General features: G+C 52.6%; 24 protein-coding genes, 3 tRNA genes and 1 pseudogene. 16 read left to right on the top strand and 12 right to left on the bottom strand.

Annotation, left to right across the window (positions count from 1 at the left end; all coding sequences use genetic code 11):
• The first annotated feature begins 14 nt into the window (after positions 1–14).
• Positions 15–1,730, top strand: a complete 1,716-nt coding sequence (locus J4859_RS09340) for a proline--tRNA ligase (RefSeq protein WP_371812018.1) — start codon at positions 15–17, stop codon at positions 1,728–1,730.
• A gap of 82 nt (positions 1,731–1,812) precedes the next feature.
• On the opposite strand, the gene J4859_RS09335 is transcribed toward J4859_RS09340, so the two are convergent.
• The gene (locus J4859_RS09335) at positions 1,813–2,193 is read right to left on the bottom strand and encodes a hypothetical protein (protein ID WP_212329311.1); all 381 of its coding nucleotides are present in this window, start codon (positions 2,191–2,193) and stop codon (positions 1,813–1,815) included.
• A 308-nt stretch (positions 2,194–2,501) separates the two neighbouring features.
• Between J4859_RS09335 and J4859_RS09330 the strand changes: the two genes are divergently transcribed.
• Positions 2,502–2,577 (top strand) — tRNA-Ala (locus J4859_RS09330).
• Positions 2,578–2,841: 264 nt separating this feature from the next.
• Here the strand turns inward: J4859_RS09330 and J4859_RS17720 are convergent.
• A complete protein-coding gene (locus tag J4859_RS17720) occupies positions 2,842–3,378 on the bottom strand; it encodes an ATP-binding protein (protein WP_212329310.1) in 537 nt (178 codons plus the stop codon).
• Between the two features lie 184 nt (positions 3,379–3,562).
• On the opposite strand from J4859_RS17720, the gene J4859_RS09320 reads away from it, so the two are divergent.
• Both J4859_RS09320 and J4859_RS09315 read left to right on the top strand, forming a co-directional pair.
• Positions 3,563–3,730, top strand: a complete 168-nt coding sequence (locus J4859_RS09320; RefSeq protein ID WP_212329309.1) for a hypothetical protein — start codon at positions 3,563–3,565, stop codon at positions 3,728–3,730.
• A 431-nt stretch (positions 3,731–4,161) separates the two neighbouring features.
• Complete coding sequence (locus tag J4859_RS09315; RefSeq protein WP_212329306.1) at positions 4,162–4,341, top strand: IS3 family transposase; 180 nt, start codon at positions 4,162–4,164, stop codon at positions 4,339–4,341.
• Positions 4,342–4,498: 157 nt separating this feature from the next.
• Here J4859_RS09315 and J4859_RS09310 read toward each other — a convergent pair whose 3' ends face one another.
• Complete coding sequence (locus J4859_RS09310) at positions 4,499–4,825, bottom strand: antibiotic biosynthesis monooxygenase family protein (RefSeq protein WP_212329304.1); 327 nt, start codon at positions 4,823–4,825, stop codon at positions 4,499–4,501.
• Positions 4,826–5,096: 271 nt separating this feature from the next.
• On the opposite strand from J4859_RS09310, the gene J4859_RS09305 reads away from it, so the two are divergent.
• From J4859_RS09305 to J4859_RS09260, 11 genes and pseudogenes are all read left to right on the top strand, one after another.
• On the top strand, positions 5,097–5,330 hold the full coding sequence (locus J4859_RS09305) for a hypothetical protein (protein ID WP_212329302.1): 234 nt from the start codon (positions 5,097–5,099) through the stop codon (positions 5,328–5,330).
• Between the two features lie 45 nt (positions 5,331–5,375).
• Positions 5,376–5,903 carry a hypothetical protein gene (locus J4859_RS09300; RefSeq protein ID WP_212329300.1) on the top strand — a complete coding sequence of 176 codons (528 nt, stop codon included), beginning with the start codon at positions 5,376–5,378 and terminating at the stop codon, positions 5,901–5,903.
• A pseudogene (locus tag J4859_RS17715) lies at positions 5,872–6,033 on the top strand (transposase); the annotation flags it as partial. The gene J4859_RS09300 and the pseudogene J4859_RS17715, both read left to right, overlap by 32 nt.
• Before the next feature lie 20 nt (positions 6,034–6,053).
• Positions 6,054–6,476 (top strand): transposase, encoded by a 423-nt coding sequence (locus tag J4859_RS09295; protein WP_256436873.1) that lies wholly within the window; start codon positions 6,054–6,056, stop codon positions 6,474–6,476.
• 550 nt (positions 6,477–7,026) lie between these two features.
• On the top strand, positions 7,027–7,446 hold the full coding sequence (locus J4859_RS09290; RefSeq protein ID WP_212329296.1) for an OsmC family protein: 420 nt from the start codon (positions 7,027–7,029) through the stop codon (positions 7,444–7,446).
• Positions 7,447–7,508: 62 nt separating this feature from the next.
• A complete protein-coding gene (lpdA, locus tag J4859_RS09285; RefSeq protein WP_212329293.1) occupies positions 7,509–9,200 on the top strand; it encodes a dihydrolipoyl dehydrogenase in 1,692 nt (563 codons plus the stop codon).
• The gene (locus tag J4859_RS09280; RefSeq protein ID WP_212329292.1) at positions 9,200–10,105 is read left to right on the top strand and encodes a lipoate--protein ligase; all 906 of its coding nucleotides are present in this window, start codon (positions 9,200–9,202) and stop codon (positions 10,103–10,105) included. Before lpdA ends, J4859_RS09280 begins: the two co-directional genes overlap by 1 nt.
• A gap of 1,668 nt (positions 10,106–11,773) precedes the next feature.
• A complete protein-coding gene (locus J4859_RS09275; RefSeq protein WP_212329290.1) occupies positions 11,774–11,938 on the top strand; it encodes a hypothetical protein in 165 nt (54 codons plus the stop codon).
• A gap of 6 nt (positions 11,939–11,944) precedes the next feature.
• Entirely contained in the window at positions 11,945–12,379 is a 435-nt protein-coding gene (locus tag J4859_RS09270; protein WP_212329288.1) for a hypothetical protein, read from the top strand.
• A 274-nt stretch (positions 12,380–12,653) separates the two neighbouring features.
• Positions 12,654–12,728: transfer RNA gene (locus J4859_RS09265), tRNA-Val, on the top strand.
• Positions 12,729–12,782: 54 nt separating this feature from the next.
• Positions 12,783–12,858, top strand: a tRNA-Ile gene (locus J4859_RS09260).
• A 290-nt stretch (positions 12,859–13,148) separates the two neighbouring features.
• Here J4859_RS09260 and J4859_RS09255 read toward each other — a convergent pair.
• The 9 genes from J4859_RS09255 to J4859_RS16955 all read right to left on the bottom strand — a co-directional run bounded on the left by J4859_RS09255 (position 13,149) and on the right by J4859_RS16955 (position 18,495).
• A complete protein-coding gene (locus tag J4859_RS09255; protein WP_212329286.1) occupies positions 13,149–13,538 on the bottom strand; it encodes a hypothetical protein in 390 nt (129 codons plus the stop codon).
• A 21-nt stretch (positions 13,539–13,559) separates the two neighbouring features.
• Positions 13,560–13,910: an IS1 family transposase gene (locus J4859_RS09250; RefSeq protein WP_212329284.1), complete on the bottom strand. Its 351-nt coding sequence runs from the start codon at positions 13,908–13,910 to the stop codon at positions 13,560–13,562.
• 152 nt (positions 13,911–14,062) lie between these two features.
• Positions 14,063–15,052, bottom strand: a complete 990-nt coding sequence (locus tag J4859_RS09245) for a hypothetical protein (protein ID WP_212329282.1) — start codon at positions 15,050–15,052, stop codon at positions 14,063–14,065.
• Positions 15,049–15,642 (bottom strand): ATP-binding cassette domain-containing protein, encoded by a 594-nt coding sequence (locus tag J4859_RS09240; protein ID WP_212329281.1) that lies wholly within the window; start codon positions 15,640–15,642, stop codon positions 15,049–15,051. The genes J4859_RS09245 and J4859_RS09240 overlap by 4 nt, the downstream gene beginning before the upstream one ends.
• 61 nt (positions 15,643–15,703) lie before the next feature.
• Complete coding sequence (locus J4859_RS09235; RefSeq protein WP_212329272.1) at positions 15,704–16,453, bottom strand: hypothetical protein; 750 nt, start codon at positions 16,451–16,453, stop codon at positions 15,704–15,706.
• Entirely contained in the window at positions 16,450–17,151 is a 702-nt protein-coding gene (locus tag J4859_RS09230; RefSeq protein WP_212329270.1) for a hypothetical protein, read from the bottom strand. Before J4859_RS09230 ends, J4859_RS09235 begins: the two co-directional genes overlap by 4 nt.
• 17 nt (positions 17,152–17,168) lie before the next feature.
• The gene (locus J4859_RS09225) at positions 17,169–18,023 is read right to left on the bottom strand and encodes a hypothetical protein (protein WP_212329269.1); all 855 of its coding nucleotides are present in this window, start codon (positions 18,021–18,023) and stop codon (positions 17,169–17,171) included.
• 76 nt (positions 18,024–18,099) lie between these two features.
• Positions 18,100–18,318, bottom strand: coding sequence for a hypothetical protein (locus J4859_RS09220; protein WP_212329268.1), 219 nt, complete (start codon positions 18,316–18,318; stop codon positions 18,100–18,102).
• 48 nt (positions 18,319–18,366) lie between these two features.
• Positions 18,367–18,495 carry a hypothetical protein gene (locus tag J4859_RS16955; RefSeq protein WP_256436709.1) on the bottom strand — a complete coding sequence of 43 codons (129 nt, stop codon included), beginning with the start codon at positions 18,493–18,495 and terminating at the stop codon, positions 18,367–18,369.
• Positions 18,496–19,646: 1,151 nt separating this feature from the next.
• Between J4859_RS16955 and J4859_RS16950 the strand changes: the two genes are divergently transcribed.
• Positions 19,647–19,769, top strand: coding sequence for a transposase (locus tag J4859_RS16950; RefSeq protein WP_256436708.1), 123 nt, complete (start codon positions 19,647–19,649; stop codon positions 19,767–19,769).
• Positions 19,770–20,065 lie beyond the last annotated feature (296 nt).

Here is a 20,065-nt window from a genome sequence, read left to right as displayed (position 1 = left end):
AGAGGACATATATTGTGGCAAGATACAAGCGCATGAGTAAACTGTATGCGCCGATGCTCAAAGAGGATCCGGATGAGGCAGTGCTCGCAAGCCATAAACTATTGTTGCGTGCCGGCATGATCCGCCGAGGCGCTGTCGGCCTCTACAGCTATCTCCCACTGGCCTGGAGATCGATCATGAAGATCGAGAATATCATCCGGGACGAGATGGCAAAGATCGACTGCCAGGAGATGATGACACCGATCCTGACCGATGCAGAGCTCTGGAAGAAGAGCGGCCGCTGGAATGCCTACGGTCCTGAGCTGATGTGCCTCAAAGACCGCTACGGTCACGAATATGCGCTTGGCCCAACCCACGAGGAGACCTACACCGATCTGGTCACCAACGAACTCAAGAGCTACAAGCAGCTGCCTGTGATGCTCTACCACATTCAGGATAAGTTCCGCGACGAGCGCAGACCCCGCTTCGGTCTGATGCGCAGTCGTGAGTTCATTATGAAGGATGCCTACAGCTTCTCTGCCAATGAGGAGTCGATGCGTGAGTGCTATCAGCTGCAGAAGGATGCCTACGCGAGCTTCTGCAAGCGGGTCGGTCTCAAGGCGGTCACGGTTGCTGCAGACTCCGGTCAGATTGGCGGTGACACCTCCGTGGAGTTCATGGCAGTCGCAGACGCCGGCGAGGCAGAGATCTGCTACTGCGACGCGTGCGGCTATGCGGCCGATACTGAAGCCGGTACCGGCACTATCAAGGTCATCAGCGACGGCGAGGGTGATCTCGAGAAGGTCGAGACCCCGGATTGCGGCACGATCGAAAAGCTTGCGGAGTTTCTGGGCGTCCCCACCAATGCGACGATGAAGGCGTTGGCGCTCGTGGCAGAGGACGAGCAGCCCTATGTTCTGTTTGTGCCGGGTGACCACCATCTCAACGATGTAAAGGCGAGCCACGTCTTCGGTAACTATTACATGATGAGCGATGAGGAGATCAAGCAGTATGGCCTTGTGAAGGGCTTTATCGGACCGGTCGATATCTCCGATAAGGTTAAGGTCTATGCAGATGAGTCACTTAAGAAAGCAAAGTACTGGATCTGCGGCGGCAATGAGGCTGGCTATCACTTCAGACATGCCAAACAGGGGAGAGATTTCACGATCGACAACTGGGCGGATCTGGTCTCGGTCAACGAGGGTGACCTCTGCCCGAAGTGTGGCAAGCCTTTGAAGATTAACCGCGGCATCGAGGTCGGTCAGGTCTTCCAGCTCGGCACCAAGTATTCTGAGCCTATGGGTGCGACTTTTACCGACGAGGACGGTAAAGAGAAGCCGTTTCAGATGGGCTGCTACGGCATCGGCGTCGGCAGAACCCTGCAGGCGATCGTGGAGCAGAGCCACGACGAGCACGGTATCATTTGGCCGGTCAGTGTGGCGCCCTACGAGGTCGAAGTTATCCCGCTCGATGTTAAACAAGGCCCCGTGTGGGATGCTGCAGAGAAGATCGCCAGTGAGTTGGCTGAGAGGGATATCGACGTCCTGTTGGACGATAGAAAAGAACGCCCGGGTGTCAAGTTCAATGAGGCTGACCTCATTGGCTTCCCGTATCAGATTGTCTGCGGCAAGCGCGGCATCAAGAATGGTACCGTGGAGCTCAAGCATCGCGCCACCGGTGAGCGCAAAGATGTCACGCTCGACGAGATCGTGGACACGGTTGTTCTGCCGATCGAACAGCAACGCACCTAGAGCCACTTCGATCAAACAGAACAGAGGCTGCGGTTCGATATGAACCGCAGCCTCTGTTGATATCTGGACGAAAAGTGATGGACTATTTGAGGTATGCCTGATAGACCTTATTGGCAACGACCAGGGTGATGATGCTCAGTACTGTGACTACCGCGCCTAGCACACAGGCAAGCGTCGAAGGTTGCGCTTCCAGGTGTGCAACAGTGGAAAGGATAATCGCTAAAATTCCCAAGATGAGCTCAACGATAAAGAAATGGCTGGCAGTGTTTGCCATCGACGGAGTATTGGCACCCTTGGCTCCTCTCAGGGAGGAAATAACGGTAAAGATACCTAAGATCAGTACGCTGACCCCATAGATGGGGTGAGCGCTTACAAAGAGCGGGATGGAGATAACAATAAGGGCGAGGCCGAAAAAGAGCCCAATCAGGCTCAATACCTTTAATGTCTTCTGTGTTTGAGACATGAGTCATATCCTTTCTGAAAGCCAGGTGGACATTGTTAATTTGTACCCTAAAACCCGATCAGCAAAGATTACCTTTGTCCATATCATGTAACCCGCTTAAATATCATAGACGGAAACGGTAGGGAAGAACTTTTGTAACAGCTTCAGAGGTGCTAAACGGTGAAGAATATGTCCCTTAATTTCTCATGTACTCGTACAATTGAAGATACTTTGCCCGATGCATTGGGGGTTTCACCATATTTCTGACATAGGTTGCGAAAATGCTTGACGCAAATTCTTATTCTGGTATATTTAATCCCGCTCCGCATGGGGAATTAGCTCAGTTGGGAGAGCGCATGACTGGCAGTCATGAGGTCAGGGGTTCGAATCCCCTATTCTCCACCATATGGTTTGAACGATAGGATCTCCGGGATTAACCCAGAGGTCCTGTTTTCTGATATATTTTCCCTTTGTTCGTTATCCTAGTCTAGTTGGACAACACGGCAATATGAAATGTACACTCCTGGGGTGATGCCCTTCTAATTGTCAAGTCGTTTTGAGCATGCGGTTCTGGGCAATGATGTCGTAGTACAGCTCGCGCGCTATGTATCGCTTAACACATCGTATTGCCTCGAGCTTGGAGTGTCCCTTAGACATCTTGCGGGCCACCTAAGCGCGAGTCCTGTCGTCCGTCCTCAGCCTTCCTGGTGCAGCGATGTGTATCGCGCTGTTCGCTGCCCTGCCAGCGCCCCTGTTGAGCCTGTGGAGTGTCATGAGCTCCGACGACGCAGGACGCGCTGCTACCCCGCACAGCAGAACGACGACTCGCTGCTTGAGCCTCTCCGAATTGTCCCCCACTCTGATCATCAGCTGGACGACAACCTGCGACCCGACGCACTTCTCCTCGAGGATGGCCCCGATGGCCACGTCGAGGTCCTGGTAGCGACCGGCGAGTGACTTGAGTGCGATGTGAGTGGCTGTTAAAGTCGACTCCAGACTTACCGATTTGAGCAATATATCTGCACCAGCCGGGGCAATGGAATCAGCCAGAATCGGTGCCTGCGCCCTCCTTTGAGAGAGGCTGGCTGCAGGCAGGTCCTTGATCCTGTAGGAGCTTCCCGTGATGCGTATGAGATGGCAGTGGTAGCATAGCCTGTCGGCTATGGCTAAGGCTATAAGCGCATTGCCGAAGACGTCAGCCCACATGCTATCCCCACGCTCGTCGACGCACCACCGTGCCCCTCGAGACAATCTGGAAGATGAGGCCGGCGCCCCCCATTGTCGGTCTGCAGGTATCTAAGCTTGTCTGCTATCAGAAGCGACAGGTGTAAGTAGAAGCGCATCCTGCGCTTAAGCTGGCCCCTTATCTGTCGCCCCCACAAGGTCTTCGATGGAGATGCTGAAAGCCGACAGGGACAAAGATGTTAGGGAGCTGCTCGCAGGTATATTTGATGCGAATAGAAGACCCTACGGCAGGCTCTACATACGCGATAAGATAGCAGCCGACCTTAAAGATCAACATGGTGGTCGGCAAGCACAGGATATCTCACATCTTTAAAAGAGGAGGGCAAGGTGGCCTTAAGCTGTAAGAAGCCGAGGAAGAACAAGTCTTGCAACTCCTGTGCAGGCAAGATATCAGACAACCCTGACAGTTTCGTGAAGCAAGACTTCAGGGCGGGCCTGTCCAACTTCCGTGTGGCTCACTAGCGTCTTGCAGTTTGAGATACCCGCCGACAAGCCCTACTTTAAGCTTTATCCTTAAACTGTCTTAATGCCTGCCAACCGCAGATGGCAAACTTAGTGCTATGTGCTGCTATCACCGCGATAAGCAAAGGTAAGCGAAAAGCATCTCGCAACCCAGCAGCGACAGGAGGCACCACTGCTGCTGGCCAGAGTGGATATAGATCTTTTCCAAGGTGGGTATCACCACATCGATGCCACCTAAGGGCTGCCTTTGCCACAACCAGAAGGGTTAAGGCCTTCTTCGAAGTGTTCAAGACAGAGATGTTTTGCAAGTGCAAGTGGGACGGCACCACCTTAGACGAGTTTGAAAGGAGCGCATCGATCCGCTATATCGTCAGGTACAACACGACAAGGCACAAGTGCTCGCTTAAAGGCGTGAGCCCAATGGAGTTCAGGAAGGCTTTGGGCTTGGCCCTGGCAGCTTAGGGAAACGATGATTAATGCCCCATGCCGGCCGCGAAAGGCCGTGTGGCCGGTCTTCACTGGTACATCATTGGGCATTAATCATCGTTTTCTTAGGATTATCGATGGAAATGGCACTGAAAACCGACACTACACTCAAATGTGTCAGTAACTCAGAGCATCACTTGCGGATGTAGGTAGCATCCCTTTCATTGTCCTTGACTGTGACATAGCGCTTAACCTGCATGTGAAGGTCGTACTTATCTCTCAGCTCTGCGATCTTCTCCATCATTGGTGAATTATGGTGCTCATCGAGAGCCTTCTGATCCTTCCACTGGTCGATCAGAAGTACAGTGTCAGGGTTACGCATGGAGAGGAAGTAGTTGTAGCTCTCGTTGCCCCGCTCATTGCGGATGTCGTTGGCGATGCCGGACTGCTCCATCTCCTTTGCGAAGGCGCGGGCACTGCCGTTGCTACCGGTGTAGTAAATGTTGATCGTGAGACTCATTGTTTCCCCTTTTTGCAGCCCCAAGAAAGAACTTCTACGGTTGATGTTGTTGTACCGCATTTATCGGGGCTTATTTATCAGCTATGAACTTCTCTATGCTTTCATCAGAGCGTTGTAACACAACAGTAATAACCGAATTATTGATAATTTTGGTTCAATCCTAAAAGCTGTGGGCAGATGCCTGCGGTATAGCATCTGTACAGACAGAAAAGCGGCCATCCTCTCGAATCTTGCATCGCAACATGTAGACTCTGAACAAGGATGGAACGCGATGACAAGTGTAGCATCCACGGCAGCCCAGCTGTCCGTCATTTCCCATGCCGGCAGGATTGCCACTTCCGGCTTCATCCAGATCCCCTCGCATCTGGATGGCTTCGTGCAGACGGGAAAGCCTAAGGAGAGCGCACGCACGGAGGAGTTCGGCACATCGGGCAGGAGATGCAGGAAGCCAGTGCGCATCCTGTCCGTTCCAGGCAGGCCGGCAGTGTCGGATGCACCATGCTGACCCTGCTGCGGAAGGACGATGGAGAAAAACGGGAAGGCCCCCATTGTGCTTCGGCACCTCCTGCTCGAGATGGGAAGGGCAAGGATAGAGGTCTTGCGGCCAAGATGGGCATGCAGGGAGTGCGGGAATACCCTTACCGAGGGCGTCCTCTTCAGGGCTTCAGGCCAGCGCATCACACTGTTGCTGCTCGCATTCGTGTGTGACCTGCTTGCCCTGGGGCAGACCTTCAAAGCGGCATCGCTCACGGCAGGGCTCCACAAGAATGTGGTCAAGGCCATCGACCGGGCAAGGCTTTCTGGGCTCTATACGGAAGGGGAAGGCAAGGAGCTGAAGCTCAGGAAGCCGGAGCGGCAGGCCCGCTATCTGGGCGCAGATACGTTCAAGCTGCACAATGGCCGCCGCTGCGCCGCCGTGGTCATAGACCTTAAGATGGGCCATGTGCTGTGGCTTATGCATTCCAAGAGGAAGCAGGTCGTATACGACTTCTGCGACTTCGTGCTCGCTGAGTGGATGTTTGCATGTGGAGGCCATAGCCTGCGACATGAACGCAGACTTCGAGTGCGCATTCCTTAAGCGCCATCCGCATCTCTCGGTCGTCTACGACTGCTTCCATATCGTGAAGAACTTTAACGAGAAGGTGATCTGTAAGGTCAGGAAGGACGAGAGACAAGGCTCAGGGACGATGGAGACAGCGAGGCCGCGTGTGCCCCTTAAGCACTCCACATACATCCTCAAGTCCAGTGCGGACACCAGGAAGAGGAAGGACCGGGATGCACATGCCGGCAAGGTCGTCTCAAGGGGAAGCGCCCTCTTTGGCAAGCAGGAGGCCCTGCAGAAGGGAGGGGCGGCGGCAGCCGCCAGAGGTACAAGGACCTCATATCCCAAAACGAGCTGCTTGCTACCTGCGACATCGCAGATGAGATGCTCGCCAGGGCCTACGGCTACCGGCAGGAGAAGCACATGCGCGCTGCCATGGAGAGGATCGTGGACACCTGCCGCGGCACGAAAGACAGGCACTTCGCCAGGGTTGCCCGCTTCGTGGAGGGGCACATGGAAGGGATCGTCGCCCCTGCGCGCCGCCATATCAGCAGTGGCAGGGTGGAAGGCACCAACCAGATGATCAAGACGCTCAGCAGGGCAGGCTAGGAATACCCCGACGACGAATACTTCTTCCTCAAGATATTCGATTGCCAGCAGGCGCTACTCGAAGGCTTCCAGGGCTGGTGCGTGATGGGGTCACACACAGGTTTTAGGACTGAGCCAACATTGTTATGTTCAATACACCTTCACGGGGTAGCGCTATCGACGCAGACAAAAGGAAATGGCGTCGTAGTAGTTCAAGGGAGTGGATCCCGGAGCCGGTAGGGAACAGTTCGCTGATTTTTAGTGAGTACCGCTTGGTTCACTATTGGTTCAAAATTCAAATTATATAGACTGAATACCATTTATGGATCGGTGAACGGTATCTGATACCTCGCTGAGGTCACACGGAATGCTCTGTATCAATCTTTCACGATTAGCCCAGCTACCTTGGAAAACAGTGAAAAATTAAGCAGTATTCATATAACTCTGCGCCCTATGGCGAGGCCGTTCACTTTTTGACATTCAATACTTACAAGCATAGAGTAGATAACACAGATAATGAGGTAGCTAATAATTAGTAAGCTATCCAATAGTATGCCGAAAGGAGCACCCAATGAAACAGACGTTTACAGCGACCGCGAAGAAAACCAATACCGGCTTACAGGTTGAGTCAGGCACTCGGGGATTCAAGATCCTGATGGATGAGCCCAAGGAACTTGGTGGGACCAATACCGGTATGAATCCGGTTGAGGCGCTCCTGTGCGCGTTAGGCTCTTGCCAGTCCATTGTCGCATTCTCCTTTGCCCAGGCGAATGGCATTAACTTGCAAGGCTTCTCCGTGAAGCTGGAAGGCGATATGGACTCAGATGTCCGCAATGGATACACCGAGATCCGCTATTCGATGCACTTTAAGTCGAATGCGAGTCAGGAGAAGCTGGAAGATTTCGCTCACTTTATCGAATCGAGATGCCCGGTGGGAGATTGCCTGAAGGATGGTGTCCCTCTGAAGCTCACCAAGATTGTTGCCGAGTAACAGGCGATTTTGAATGGAGCTGTTCTTGAGAGCAGCTCCATTTTTGAGAGGATAACCCTGACATGGTTGAAATCAAAACCCCGATGCTTCCCAGCAATAAACCCCTCATTGTCGGCAAAATTGACGTACGCGTCGGTGATCATGTGGAACAAGGCCAGGTTATCTGCCAAATAGAGACGGCAAAGGGTAACCATCAAATAAAGGCGACCGAGGCTGGCACTATCGCAGAGATCCTGGTCGAAGAGGGTCGAGAAGTGGTGGCAAATGACGTGCTGATGGTGATCGACGAACAGGGTAAGATCCAACCAGAACAGCAGAGTGAAAGTAACAAAGAGATTCTTACTACAGTTCCCACTGACACAGTACAGCATCACCTTGAGAAAGATCTTCTCATTATCGGCGCCGGTCCTGGCGGCTATGTCGCGGCAATCTATGCAAGCAAGCGGGGCATGGATGTGGCAATCGCCGAACGAAAAAAGCTCGGCGGCACCTGTCTGAACATTGGCTGCATCCCCACGAAATCGATGGTTCAATCTGCCCACCTCTTTGAATTGCTGAATGAGATGGATCTCTTTGGGATCGAAGGGGACTTCCACGCCTCCATCAATATGGAAAAGGTCCTGCAGCGTAAAGATGAGGTTGTCGATACCCTAGTTTCCGGCATCGAGTACCTGCTCAACAAGAACAAGGTAACAGTGCTCCAGGGTACAGCCCACTTCCTCAGCGATACGGAAGTGCAGGTTGGCTCAACCATCATCAAGGCGAAGAATATCATTATCGCCACCGGCTCTGTGGCCGCCTCGTTGCGGGTAGAGGGCTGCGATCTGCCGGGTGTGATCGATTCAACGGCCGCCTTGGACCTGCATGAGGTGCCAGATTCCCTCGTTGTTATCGGCGGTGGAGTCATCGGCTTAGAGTTCGCCTTTATCTACAACACCTTTGGCTCGAAGGTACATGTCGTCGAGTTCCAGAAGAGCCTGCTTCCGATGCTCGACGCGGATGCTGGAAAATTCATTGAGGGTATCTGCAAAGAGAAGCACATTCAGACGAGTACATCGAGCAAGGTTATCAGCATCAAGCAGACGGTTGAGGGCGAGTACATTGTCACCTACGAAAAGGACGGCACAACCTCCTATACCATCGCAGATAAGGTGTTGATGTCAACGGGCAGAAGGGCGAACACCAACGGACTCGGGCTTGAGCATACCTCTATCAAGACCAATAAGCGGACCGGCGAGATTCTCGTCGATGAGTACGAGCAGACCAACGTACCTCACATCTATGCGATCGGCGATGTCTCCTCCAAGGTCAAGCTTGCCCATCTCGCTTCACAGCAGGGGTGCGTGGCGGTCGATCATATGCTGGTGGAGAAGCATCCTATTAGTGATACTAATGTACCGTCTGTCGTATATACCAACCCTGAGATCGCGACGGTCGGATATACCGAACAAGCGCTCAAGGAGCAGGGTATACCATACAAAGTCTCGAGATTTGATTTCAGCGCAAATGGTAGGGCGCTCACAATGAATCAGACCGAGGGATTCGTGAAGCTGCTGGCTTCTGAGGACGGGACACTTCTGGGGGCGGTTATCTGCGGCCCCGATGCTTCAAGCTTGATTGCCGGTGTGACTGTGGCGATGACAAACGGTGTGACGGTCGAGCAGCTCACGCAGACTATCTTTGCGCATCCCACGACCTCTGAGGCAATTCGCGAGGCGGCGTTGGCGCTGATCGGCAGAGGGATACACCAGTAATGGATGCCAAAATCATTGATCTTGCTTCCACTGATCCCTATGCTAATATCGCCCGTGAATACAGCTACTACGAGAATTTTAATCCGGATGAGATGGTCTTCCTGCTCTGGCAGAATGAACCCTGTGCGGTGATGGGGAGAAACCAAAACATTTACCGCGAGCTTAATCTGAAGTATATGTACGAACACAACATCCTACCAGTGAGGAGATTTACCGGGGGAGGTTGTGTGTACCACGACCTGGGCAACCTCAACTTCACCTTTATTGCGAGCCAAAAGAATAAGCGCTTGGATACTTGGGTGGATATCATCCTATCTGCCTTGAGGCGTGAGGGCATCGAAGCAGAGGTACAGGGCCGCAACGATATACTCGTCCACGGCAAAAAGGTTTCGGGTATGGCCTGGCTTGAGGATGAGGAGCGCTTTCTCATTCACGGGACACTGATGGTGGATCTGGATCTCTTGCAGTTTTCAAAGTGCCTGACTCCTGATATCAGCAAGTTTGTGGGGAAAGGCATTAAGTCGGTGAGGAGCCGCGTCACGAATCTTAACGAGGTGAATCCTTCGATCACGATTGTAGGCTTAAAACGGAGTCTTATTGACTCATTTCAAGAATCCTATCCTGAGGCAAAGTTGACGGAGCATGTGGAATATCCAGACGAAGCGGATATTGAGCGGATGATCAGAAGCAGCGCATGGATTGTGAGAAAAAGGGAAAAGGCACAGGTACAGCGTTCAATAACCCTTGAAGGGAAACCGTTGCAGCTTGCTATCTCTATTGATGCCGATACTATTTCAGACATTACAATTTACACTGATAGTCTGGATCTCAAGCGTGTCGAAACTCTAAGGGCAAATCTGATCGGTAAGAACTATACCGATTTGCTCAAGAGGAACCTCCTATAACTGATAACTGCTACGACTCGAGAGAAGGAAAAGCTGCCGACTGTACTATCAACTTGAACACCTAAGGGGAAAAGTCCAGCTGAACCTGTCTGATAGTATGCGAGTCACCACACGACAACGATCTATCTAAGGTAGCAGATGGACTGCCCACATTCTACCATTGAGACGCATCAGAAGCTCTACATTTGAAGAGTGGGTCACACTACAGAGCTGCCTGAGAAGGATGGCTTTGCTGAGAAGTATCTGCCTAAGAGCTCAGTCGGCCTGTATGCTTTATCAGCTACGTGGCAGGGTCGAGCTCTGCCACGGCTAAGGCAGTGCGCCACAGAGCCAAACAAGCTCAGGCATCTGTAAGGAAAGACGCAAGAGCTGTTGTCACAGAACAGATCTCCTGAAGAGGCCTTAGCTCACACACTGTGTAGAGGGCTACCTCTTCAAAGGTGGCTGGCCACCTGAGGTGTGCTGCAACCGCTCAGGGGCTACAGGGGAGTTTGTCTGTAACGATTGTGGTGTGTAGAAGGACACTTTATACCTACACTGACCAAAGCTTGCTGGGTATCCACAACTATAGCCTGCCTGAAAAGCTTAAAAGTGCAGGTCACCTGTCCACCAGAACAAAGAAGAGCTCGCCACAAGCTTGAAAAGCGCCCCCAAAGACACAATGCGCACGCCTGAGGTTAGGCGCAAGGGGAGTGATTTGGTCTTGAGCCACAAGACCAAAGGCGATAAGGCACACCTAACCTTGTCTGAGTGCCTGAGCCGTGAGTGTCTCATCCATCCCTGTCCTGGATACAACAGCTGCCCAAGCGCCATACAGGCTTTTCAGAAAGCTACAGGACCACTGCAGCAAGCACCGCTACGCTATCTTTCAAAACCATCACGGTTGACAGGGGCTCCTGAGTTTGTAGACTCTTACAGCTAAAGGACATCTCAATCTAACCATCAAGTACATGAGGGCTGATGCAGGCCGGCCGGCTAGCCCAGGTGATACAACTTTCCATACCAAAGGGAGCTGTGCCCTGGAGCCCACCCAGCGCTTTGTTTGGTGACAACCTCTTCGGCTAGCCTTCAAGGAGAAAGTGGGATCGTCAGGATCCATGGTATGCAAAAGTCCCTTCTACACCCTCAGTGCCAAGGTCGAAGATACCAAGATCTGCCGACCTAAGAAGGCCACAGCTGAGTGTTGCTGCTGTAAGCACACGGGCTTTGCTACCTTCGCTAAGCTAAGTGCCAAGATGGGAGTGTCCTGACTGCAGGCACAGGTACAGCTCGCTTACAGGGACAGTCTTTAAGCACACCAGGCACACACCCTGCCGAAGTGGGTATCACCCATCAGGCTCATGCGCTACAGTGTGCCCCTTAACTGCAAGAGACAAAGCGCTCAGATATTGCATGGCGAATCCACACTTCGAGTACAACATGGAAATACGAGCTAACCATCCAGGCACGACCTATGATGATGCTTGCGAAGACATATACCATTGGAGGCACCATGGACGACTACAGCTATCTTAGCATTACAAAGCGCAAGGACATCATGGTTTGCTAGAAGGGCCATGAGGGGCCAGCCAGATAGTAGGGAAGCTCGGCCACAACAAGTCGACCATATCCCACAAGATCAGGCATAACGGCTGGGAAGGCCCTGCAAGGCGTCGCTGCTGTGCATCGATGAAGGATGCACTGCAGGCACCCCAGGATCACAAACGATCTAGAAAGGCACTTTCTGGTCGTGGGGCACATGCTGGCGAGCACTGGTTGCTGGAGGAGATAGCGGGCCGCATCGGCATCGCGATGCAGTGCCCGGACCTTGCCGTAAGCGACACCACCATCTAGTACGCCGTGGAGTCAAGGCTGCTGGACTGCGAGCTTTCAGGGCGCAGAAAGGCCGCAAGGCTGCTTGGGCACCACGGCAAGCGCAGGCACAGCAAAGGCAGCCAAAAGCGCAGGAGCAAGGTACACATCACCCACGACATCTCGAAGCGCCCGAAGGAAGCCTCCCTAAGGAGCCGGATTGGAGAGTGGGAAGGCGACAGTGTGGCTGGCAGGCGGGCGTATGCCTTATCACTCAGGTGGAGCGCCTGCCTAAGCGGATACCTTGTTGGTGGCAAGGCCTTAGAGAGCGAAGCCACGCAAAAGTCGCTCTTTGGTAAGAGTGTACATATGGTCACATTCGACAGGGGCAAGGAGTTCTCGGATGCAAAAGGCCTCCAGGAGGCACTAGGGGCGACCGTGTACTTCTGCCGTCTTTACCATCCCTGGGAGAGAGACCAATGAGAACACCAACAGGCTTCTCAGGAACTGATTTCCGAAGGGCAAAAGTCTCGACGATGTCGCCGATAGAAAGGTGCAGAAGGTATACGATTTACTCAACTGAAGACCCTGCAAGCGCCTGGGTTGGAAGTGTCTCTGGGAGGTCTACCATCGCCAGTCGTTGCACTTGCTTTGAGGATGCACCCACACAAAAAAGACCTCACTGACCGAATGACCACAGATTAAAAATACGGGTAGTTAATGACGCGGTATTCTGCTAGAATAACTAACGCACTGAGGGCGATTGGCTCAGGGGTAGAGCACTTCCTTCACACGGAAGGGGTCGCTGGTTCGAATCCAACATCGCCCACCATTGCAAATTTAAAGACCAGTGCTTTTGTAAGTGCTGGCCTTTTGCTTATGTTAAGGGCCCATGGCGCAATGGTTAGCGCAGGGGACTCATAATCCCTGGGTTGGGGGTTCGAATCCCTCTGGGCCCACCATTTATTTTGGCTCTTCGGTAATCTCGCTGTTAGACCATAATTGACCTGACGCCCCTGTCCTTCCAATAGCTCCAGAAGGGCTGCTCTATGTCTATGAGCGCACGCCTGGTATGGACATACCTGCCTTCTGCAAGCTGGCCTGAGAGTATATCCTTCTTCTCCCGCTGCGAATGCCTTACCTGCTCTATCCACAGAAAGCAGGCAAGACAAGTGCCCCAGCCACTTCGTAGAAGACCCCATGGAAGAAAAGCAGGAACTCGCGCAGCCTTCGCTGCATCGCATTGACGAGGCTAAGCTCGCCGTGTGCTTGAAGACCCCAAGCGAAGGGGAGCCACGCGCGCATATCCTGCATGGTCGTCAGTGGCGACCCATAAGCTATCGACGATACCTGAAAGGGCATCTGTCAGCTTCCCGTCCTCGGGCCTGCCCCTGCCGCAGAGGACGGTATATTCGTCTCTTAAGTCATTCGCACAGCACTCCACGCAGACCTTCTTGTTCGATATGCCACAGCAATGCACAACATGGCCGTGCGTGTACGCCTCCCTCAGCATCTGGGTGGCCGGCCTTGCCCTGTTGCCTGCAAGCGATTCGTCGAGATAGAGGCCGTTCTCTTGGCAGGACACGGAAGGTCCATACCTGAAGGTGCCAAGCGCTGCCTGCAGCAGCTCGAAGAGCCTCATGCGCATAAAACCACAATGTCCTTAAGGCTCACATGGCAGCTTTCCGTAAGCTTCTTCAAGCGTCATGCCTGCAAGCGTGCCCTTTGCATATACGGCCCATGTGGTGGCCGTGGGCTTTGACATAGCCAGGACAGATCTTGTCTTTACAAAGAAGGTCTTGCCGCACGAGCAACACTTCCATCTCTTAAGGCCACACGCGTCGTGGCCCTTGCAATAGAAGCTGAGCGATTTGCACCTCGGGCACCTCTTGGGTGCTCCCGCAAGTGCCGAGCCTGCCATCTTCTTGGCTATGAGCGCCTTCAGTCTCTCTAAGAGCTCGCGTTTCTCAGAGATCCCCATCTTTTTGATCTGCTGCAGTATCATTGGATCCATCCGGGCCCTTTGATCCTCGATGTTTTTGTTTGACGACATGCATTGTAGGCAAAGGCCCGGACACTTTTGGGCTCTTCTTAGGTCAATTATGGTCTAACAGCGAGATTTCCAAAGCTAAATGCATGTTCCGGCCAATTCTGTCTCTAACACCATCAGAGATAGGCATCTGCGATACTCTGAGCATTCGAACGAAATAGCGCCTCTGTCTCATCCGTCTCCACATACATATCTGTGTTCATCGCATCGGCATAGGCCTGTTCTTCAAGCTTCGATGCAGTCTCCGCATATGCCTTCTCATATGCTTCATCCCTGGCAGACTGGCTCTGCGAATTAAATGGTGCAGCTTCCGATGTCTCATAAGGCGATTCGGGGAAGCCAGCGTTCACGATATTGAGATCAAGGCTCAGACTGCCATCCGTATCTTGAAGTGGTAGCACACTATAGGCCGTAGGTGCAAACATGAACCTGCACCCAGAAAGATCGCTCGCGCCGTTCGATGGCAGGCAGCAAAGGAACACGAGGTACTTACGTCCAACACTGGTAGGCGTGAGATAGCCCGTATAGGGGCTTCGTGTCGAGCTCGCGCCAATCTGAAGTCCGCTTCCGCCATCGCTCTGTCCATCCTTGCTGACAGCAAATTCCTGATAGACGGCAATCTTATCCCCTGGGTTGAGCTGCACCTCAGGAAGCGCAAAGGTAGTGCCATCAGCAAGAAGGCGAGACTCCTTCCCAAGACCGATGATTACGCTGTCTATCCTATAGCTGCTCACAAAAGCCCGGTATCCATAATGCGACTCATCCGTCGCCGTCACAATCAGGATTGCATCGGCATACTCACTTGGATTAGCCAGCTGTAGTCCGAGAGCCACAGACTTCTGCGCAGGAGTGAGAGCTGCATCTCCATCAGACTCATAACGTTCTCTCCATGCTTGCTCAACCTCGTCCGCATCTGACAGAGCCGCGTATCTTTTTGGCAGATAGTGTGTCTCATAGGCAGCTGATGGAAGCCTGTCTGCATCCTTTCCATCGATATCGGTAAGGCTCATCCTGAACAGAACCGTTATGACAGCAATGAATGCCGCAGCGGCAGCGATTGCGACAGGAGCCAGATACCTATGCTCATGTCTGCGATGCATCTTCATTGCTGCTCCTTCCCGACAATCCTTCCGTCTTGCAGATGGACATGAAGGTCAAACAGGCCTTCAAGCTGTGGCTGGTTGTGGCAGGAAACGAGCAGCGTCACGCCTGACGCATGCATCTTCCGGACAATGTCGCTCACCAGCTTTATCCCATCCGTATCAAGCGCATTGGTAGGCTCATCCATGATCAGGAGCTCTGGCTCTTCCATGATGGCTTGCGCGAGATTGAGCCTCTGCTTCATGCCGAGGCTGTATTCAGATACCGGACGCTCATCATCGGTGTCCAGTCCGACTAGCTCGAGAGTCCTTGCAATCTCCTCAGGGCCTATCAGCTTCCTGATACTGGCAAGAATCTCGAGATTGTCTTTCCCCGAACGGTATTCCCAGAACCCTGTGCCATCAGCCATGTAGCCAAGACGCACAGGGTAGGCTTTCATGCGGTCCAGCAACTTGCCACCGACAAGTATCTGTCCTTCATTGATGCGGACAAGTCCGGCAACAGCTCGGAACAGCATCGATTTGCCCGATCCGTTGACGCCGGTGAAGCCAGCGACTGAGCCATCGGGAATCTCGAGGTCTATATCGTCCAGCACAGCCCGTCTATGTATCTTCTTCGTGACATGTTCAATCTTTACATCAGCCATGGCACTCCAATCAGACCTCTACGCGTTGACGGAACAGCAGGAACACGGCGGTAGCAGCGAGAAACCAGATGCTCAGGGCTAGGAGGGCCAAAAGCAATGCGGTGGGGTTCATCTCTAAGCCTGCAATAAGGGCCGTCGCGCTGAAGCTCCAGCCCGCAGGAATCAATCTGCAGAGGAGCGAATCGCTTGGCAGCGACGCGACAGCCATGCAGGATACGATATAGAGGATGACGGCAAAGCCGGAAGCGGAACGGCTCTGGTTATCCCTTGCAAGGAGCGAGCCTATCATGCTGTATACAGCTGCGGACATGCATGACAGCAATGCCGAGAAAGCGATGAAGGCTATGAATGAGCTGTCATTAAGGTGCCATCCCAGCAGGAATCCTGCCAAGAGCTCTGACAGGCTGCTGAGGCCAGCAATGAGCATTTCAGCAATAAGAAGACTCGCAGCACCCTGCACCAGCATGCCGCGGGGATTCTTCATGCGGAATCTGATGAGAGGGCCATGGCGAAAAGAAGGATCTGTCGCCACATCTGACAGCAAGAAGATGTTGAGAGCAGCTGGTGCTATGCTGCCGAACTGCCAGAGAATTGCATTGCCTTGCTCTCTTGCCTCGATAACGCTTGCTCCGGCCAAAATCTCAGTCATCAGGTATTCCGATGAACTTGCGAGAGGAGCGAGCGCACACAGGAGTGCTACGCCGGCACAGATCATGCAGCGTATTGTCTGGCTCTTTTCAAGGATGGGATAGCCTATCATCTGTATCCGCCCCCTGATGGCACGTCGCACAATCCCGCCATCAATCTGATAGATGCGAAGATTGCAATGCAGATGAACATCTGGCGCAGGAGCACAGCCAGGGCATCTCCGATGCCATTCTGCATGTCCTGAACTATCATCCATCCAAAGTGCAGCATATCGATTGATCGCAGCGGCGATGCGCCGAGAAAATAGCCGAAGAAGCCATAACCTAGAACAGCGAGCACCGCAGCTCTCTCGCCAGCTGCAATGCACACCGTGACAAGCAGCAACGCGCAGCTGACAAAATATGAGCAGACCGCCAATATCCAGAGAAGCCAGAACAGGCCATATGCCGCACCAATGCACCCAAGCAAAGTCGCATCCAGAGCCAATCCCACCGAGACAGTAAATCCTGCCGCAAGCGCCAGAAGAAGACAGTCCTGCAGCGTGCGCCTCAGTGCATCGGCGAAGCCGTTGCACCTCACTATCAGCATAGAAGATGTGATACCGGTAAGCGATGGCACAAGCAGGACAATGCAGGCTGGTGTATAGAAGAGAGCGTTCAGAAGCTCGTGGGAATATGTCCCATAGAGCTTCATAAAGGACTCGGGCGAAAGTGCCTGCTGAGAGGGGCTTCCATACATGATAAGCATAACGAAGATGGATGCTATATAGAGAGCAATGCTTGCTAGCCATCGCTTGATATCTGGCTTCATGACCGACTGGTGCCTTTTCATTGCAGGTCACCCTTGAGCAGAAATTCGGATACAACAGCCAGCATTATTCCTGCTGCAAGTGCCAGTAATGGTACAGAGAACATCCCAGCAAGAGAGAGGTCTTCTGCCCGAGAGATTGACAGGGTCAGATTGACGAGAGGATTCCATTCAGCAGGAGCAAGCTGCGTCGCGACAATCACGAATGCCATCGGAAACGCAAGCACCAGAAGCGGCTGCTTCGGTAAAAACAGCGAAAGGGCTGCAGCAAACACGACCAGTGCCGAGATGTAGAATGCGTCGTATGCCAGATAAGCCAGATTTAGCAGGTAAGGACTTATGGATGCCAGCGCACCAAAAGGAAGCTGTGCCGCGTAGTCAGTGTATTTCAGCATCGAAGCCGCATTGCTGCCGAATCCCGTCTGAAATGCATCTATGCTCGAATTCAGGGGAAATACGACCAGCTCCACGATCTGTGAAACCGCAATCATGCCAGCTACATAGACGAAGCATCCAATGAACGCTGCAAAAAGAAAGGAAGCAAGATAGGTTCGCCTGCCCATCCTTGTTGCCAGCGTTGCATATCTCCCGGAACGAAGATCGCGGCAGAAGGAATCTCCTGCAGCCATGCAGCCAAGCGTTGGGATTACGAAACCAAGCATATAGACCCAGAGATACGAATATATGCTTTCGTAATTGCCCATCCACCCGATTGCGGCCGAAGGCAGGGATCCGACATCGCTTCCCCAGAATCTGAGAAGCCCTTCTGCAAAAACCACTGCAATGCCTAGAGCTGCAAGTGTGATGGCAGCAAGAAACTGAGGTGATTCGACGATGTTCCTGAGCTGGAAACGTATAGCCGCAAGCATCCTCATGAAGGCATCCCTCCCCTGCAGCATGCAAAACCAATAGAGGGGACATTTCACAAAGCCCCCTCCAGCAGCGAAAATGCTAGCCGTTCAGATTTTGCCAGCCTTTTACGTTGTCTACAATTGGTCCATAGCCAAGCTCTCGTCCGTATAGAGTTGCATAGCCGCTGTAGCTTCTGCCGCTATCTTGGTAGGCTCCCCAAGCATGTTCTCCGCGATTAAGATCGATTGCGGTTCCAATATAAGTGCCGTCAGCATTACCAACCCAGAAATGGCCACCGGCTGATGAATCACTTGCCACCTCAACGTAATATGACTGAGATGAACTGTACTTGGTTCCGGATGCAATCTAAGTTCTTCCTTGCCACGCTGCTAGGTTCGCTTCAAAATATGCGCCTGCAGCAGGAGCAGCAACTGCCAGTACCATAGATGCGGCGACTATGCCGCCAGTCAGAAATTCCTTTACTTTCTGATTCATGATACGTCCTCCCCTCGCTCTTAATCTTTACAGTGCATGTCGAAGACGTTTGATCTGTCCAAATAATAAATATCGTTTCAGCAGATGAGCTTTTTGATGAATTGAAATTCTTATTGTTTGGGTGTTGCAACTGGATCGTGTTCTCATCACTGACACTTCCAAATATTCGATATCTATTATTATAATTTCAGCTTATCTTATGCTTTCTAGCAGTCAAGTAAATGAGGGCTGAGCTGGGCCAAGCGGATGGCCAGGACCCAGATGGTACGATTCTCATATGTCCCAAACCCCTGTCAAGTGGCAATGCGGTCGCGAAACAGGCGCCCACAAGGCTTCCTGAACCGCAAGGATGAAGGATATTCAGCAAATGCCGCTGTGGACGCGTCCTGCAACATGAGAGACATGCGGACATCCCTGCCCATTCTCATATCCTTAGATAGCGTGCATATGCACGGCCCCAACATCGATGTTCCAACATGGCGGCTAAGGGACAGTCTAAGGAAACGATGATTAATTCGCCTCGATGAGGTAGCTGGGGCCACACGCTGTATGACATCGGCTTAAAATGTCTCGAACCACGCAGTGCCCATACCCACATAGATGCCTATCTGTCTTTCTGGATATGGTATAGCTACATCCACGTATTCCAGCATATCCAAAAGGAAGATATGGACAGATAGATGAGCTTTTAGGACCTTAAATCCTAAGGTCTGAGGAGAAAAGACCCGGCGAGAGGCATTCCTGGAGCAAATGGATACAATCGTTGTGTGGGATAGCTGGATTGCACTGGTAGATACCAGCTACCACTGACAGGCTCTTGTCAGGCATGTGCGTGCTGCAAAGACGATGCTTAAGGATGTATCTGTTGCAGGTCATGTTTGCTCTCTTAAGACGAGGGAACTTAAAGATGCTATCCTGGATTGTCGCTCCTAGCAGCGCTTCTGTGCACACAGACCTCATGTCTGAGCAGGTGCCAGATGCGACGACACTTGCGAAGATGCGCCATAGCCTTAAAGCGAGAGGAGTTCGGTAAAGCTTGTGCTTTGCGCCTGAACTTAGAAGCTTGAAAAGGCAGGGATCACGGCGCGGGGCGGCTCCATTGTGGATGCGACCTTCACCTGGGCCCTAAAGCTTAACGAAGAACAAGGACCATGCGCGCGACCCTTAAAGCGCACCAGTCCAAGAAAGGGAAGGGGTGGCGTATCGGATACAAGGTGCATATCGGCGTGGATACCGCAGGTGGCCTTGTGCACGGTGTGGAGACGATCGTCTAGAATGTGTCTGACATATCCTGTGGCACATGCACTCGTAAGGGAGTATGACAGGTTCTGCTGCGCAGACTTTAGGCTATATAGGTATAGCGAAGCGCCCTTAAGGACACATAAAGACCCACACCTCTCATCTATGCGCTAAAGCGTTGCAAGGAAGCCTTCGACCATAAAGGACCTTGCCTGTGCACTCTTCTTCGAGAAGGGCATCGAGTCCAGGAAGGCATCCGGCCGCTCAAAGGTAGAGCATCCCTTCCTTATCGTGAAGCGGCGCTTCGACCCCTTAAGGAAGCGCTACAGGA

Source organism: Atopobium sp. oral taxon 416, from assembly GCF_018128285.1.
Classification (GTDB): domain Bacteria; phylum Actinomycetota; class Coriobacteriia; order Coriobacteriales; family Atopobiaceae; genus Olsenella_L.
Note: the sequence above shows the minus strand (reverse complement) of the source record. Positions and strands in the feature narration are given on the sequence as shown.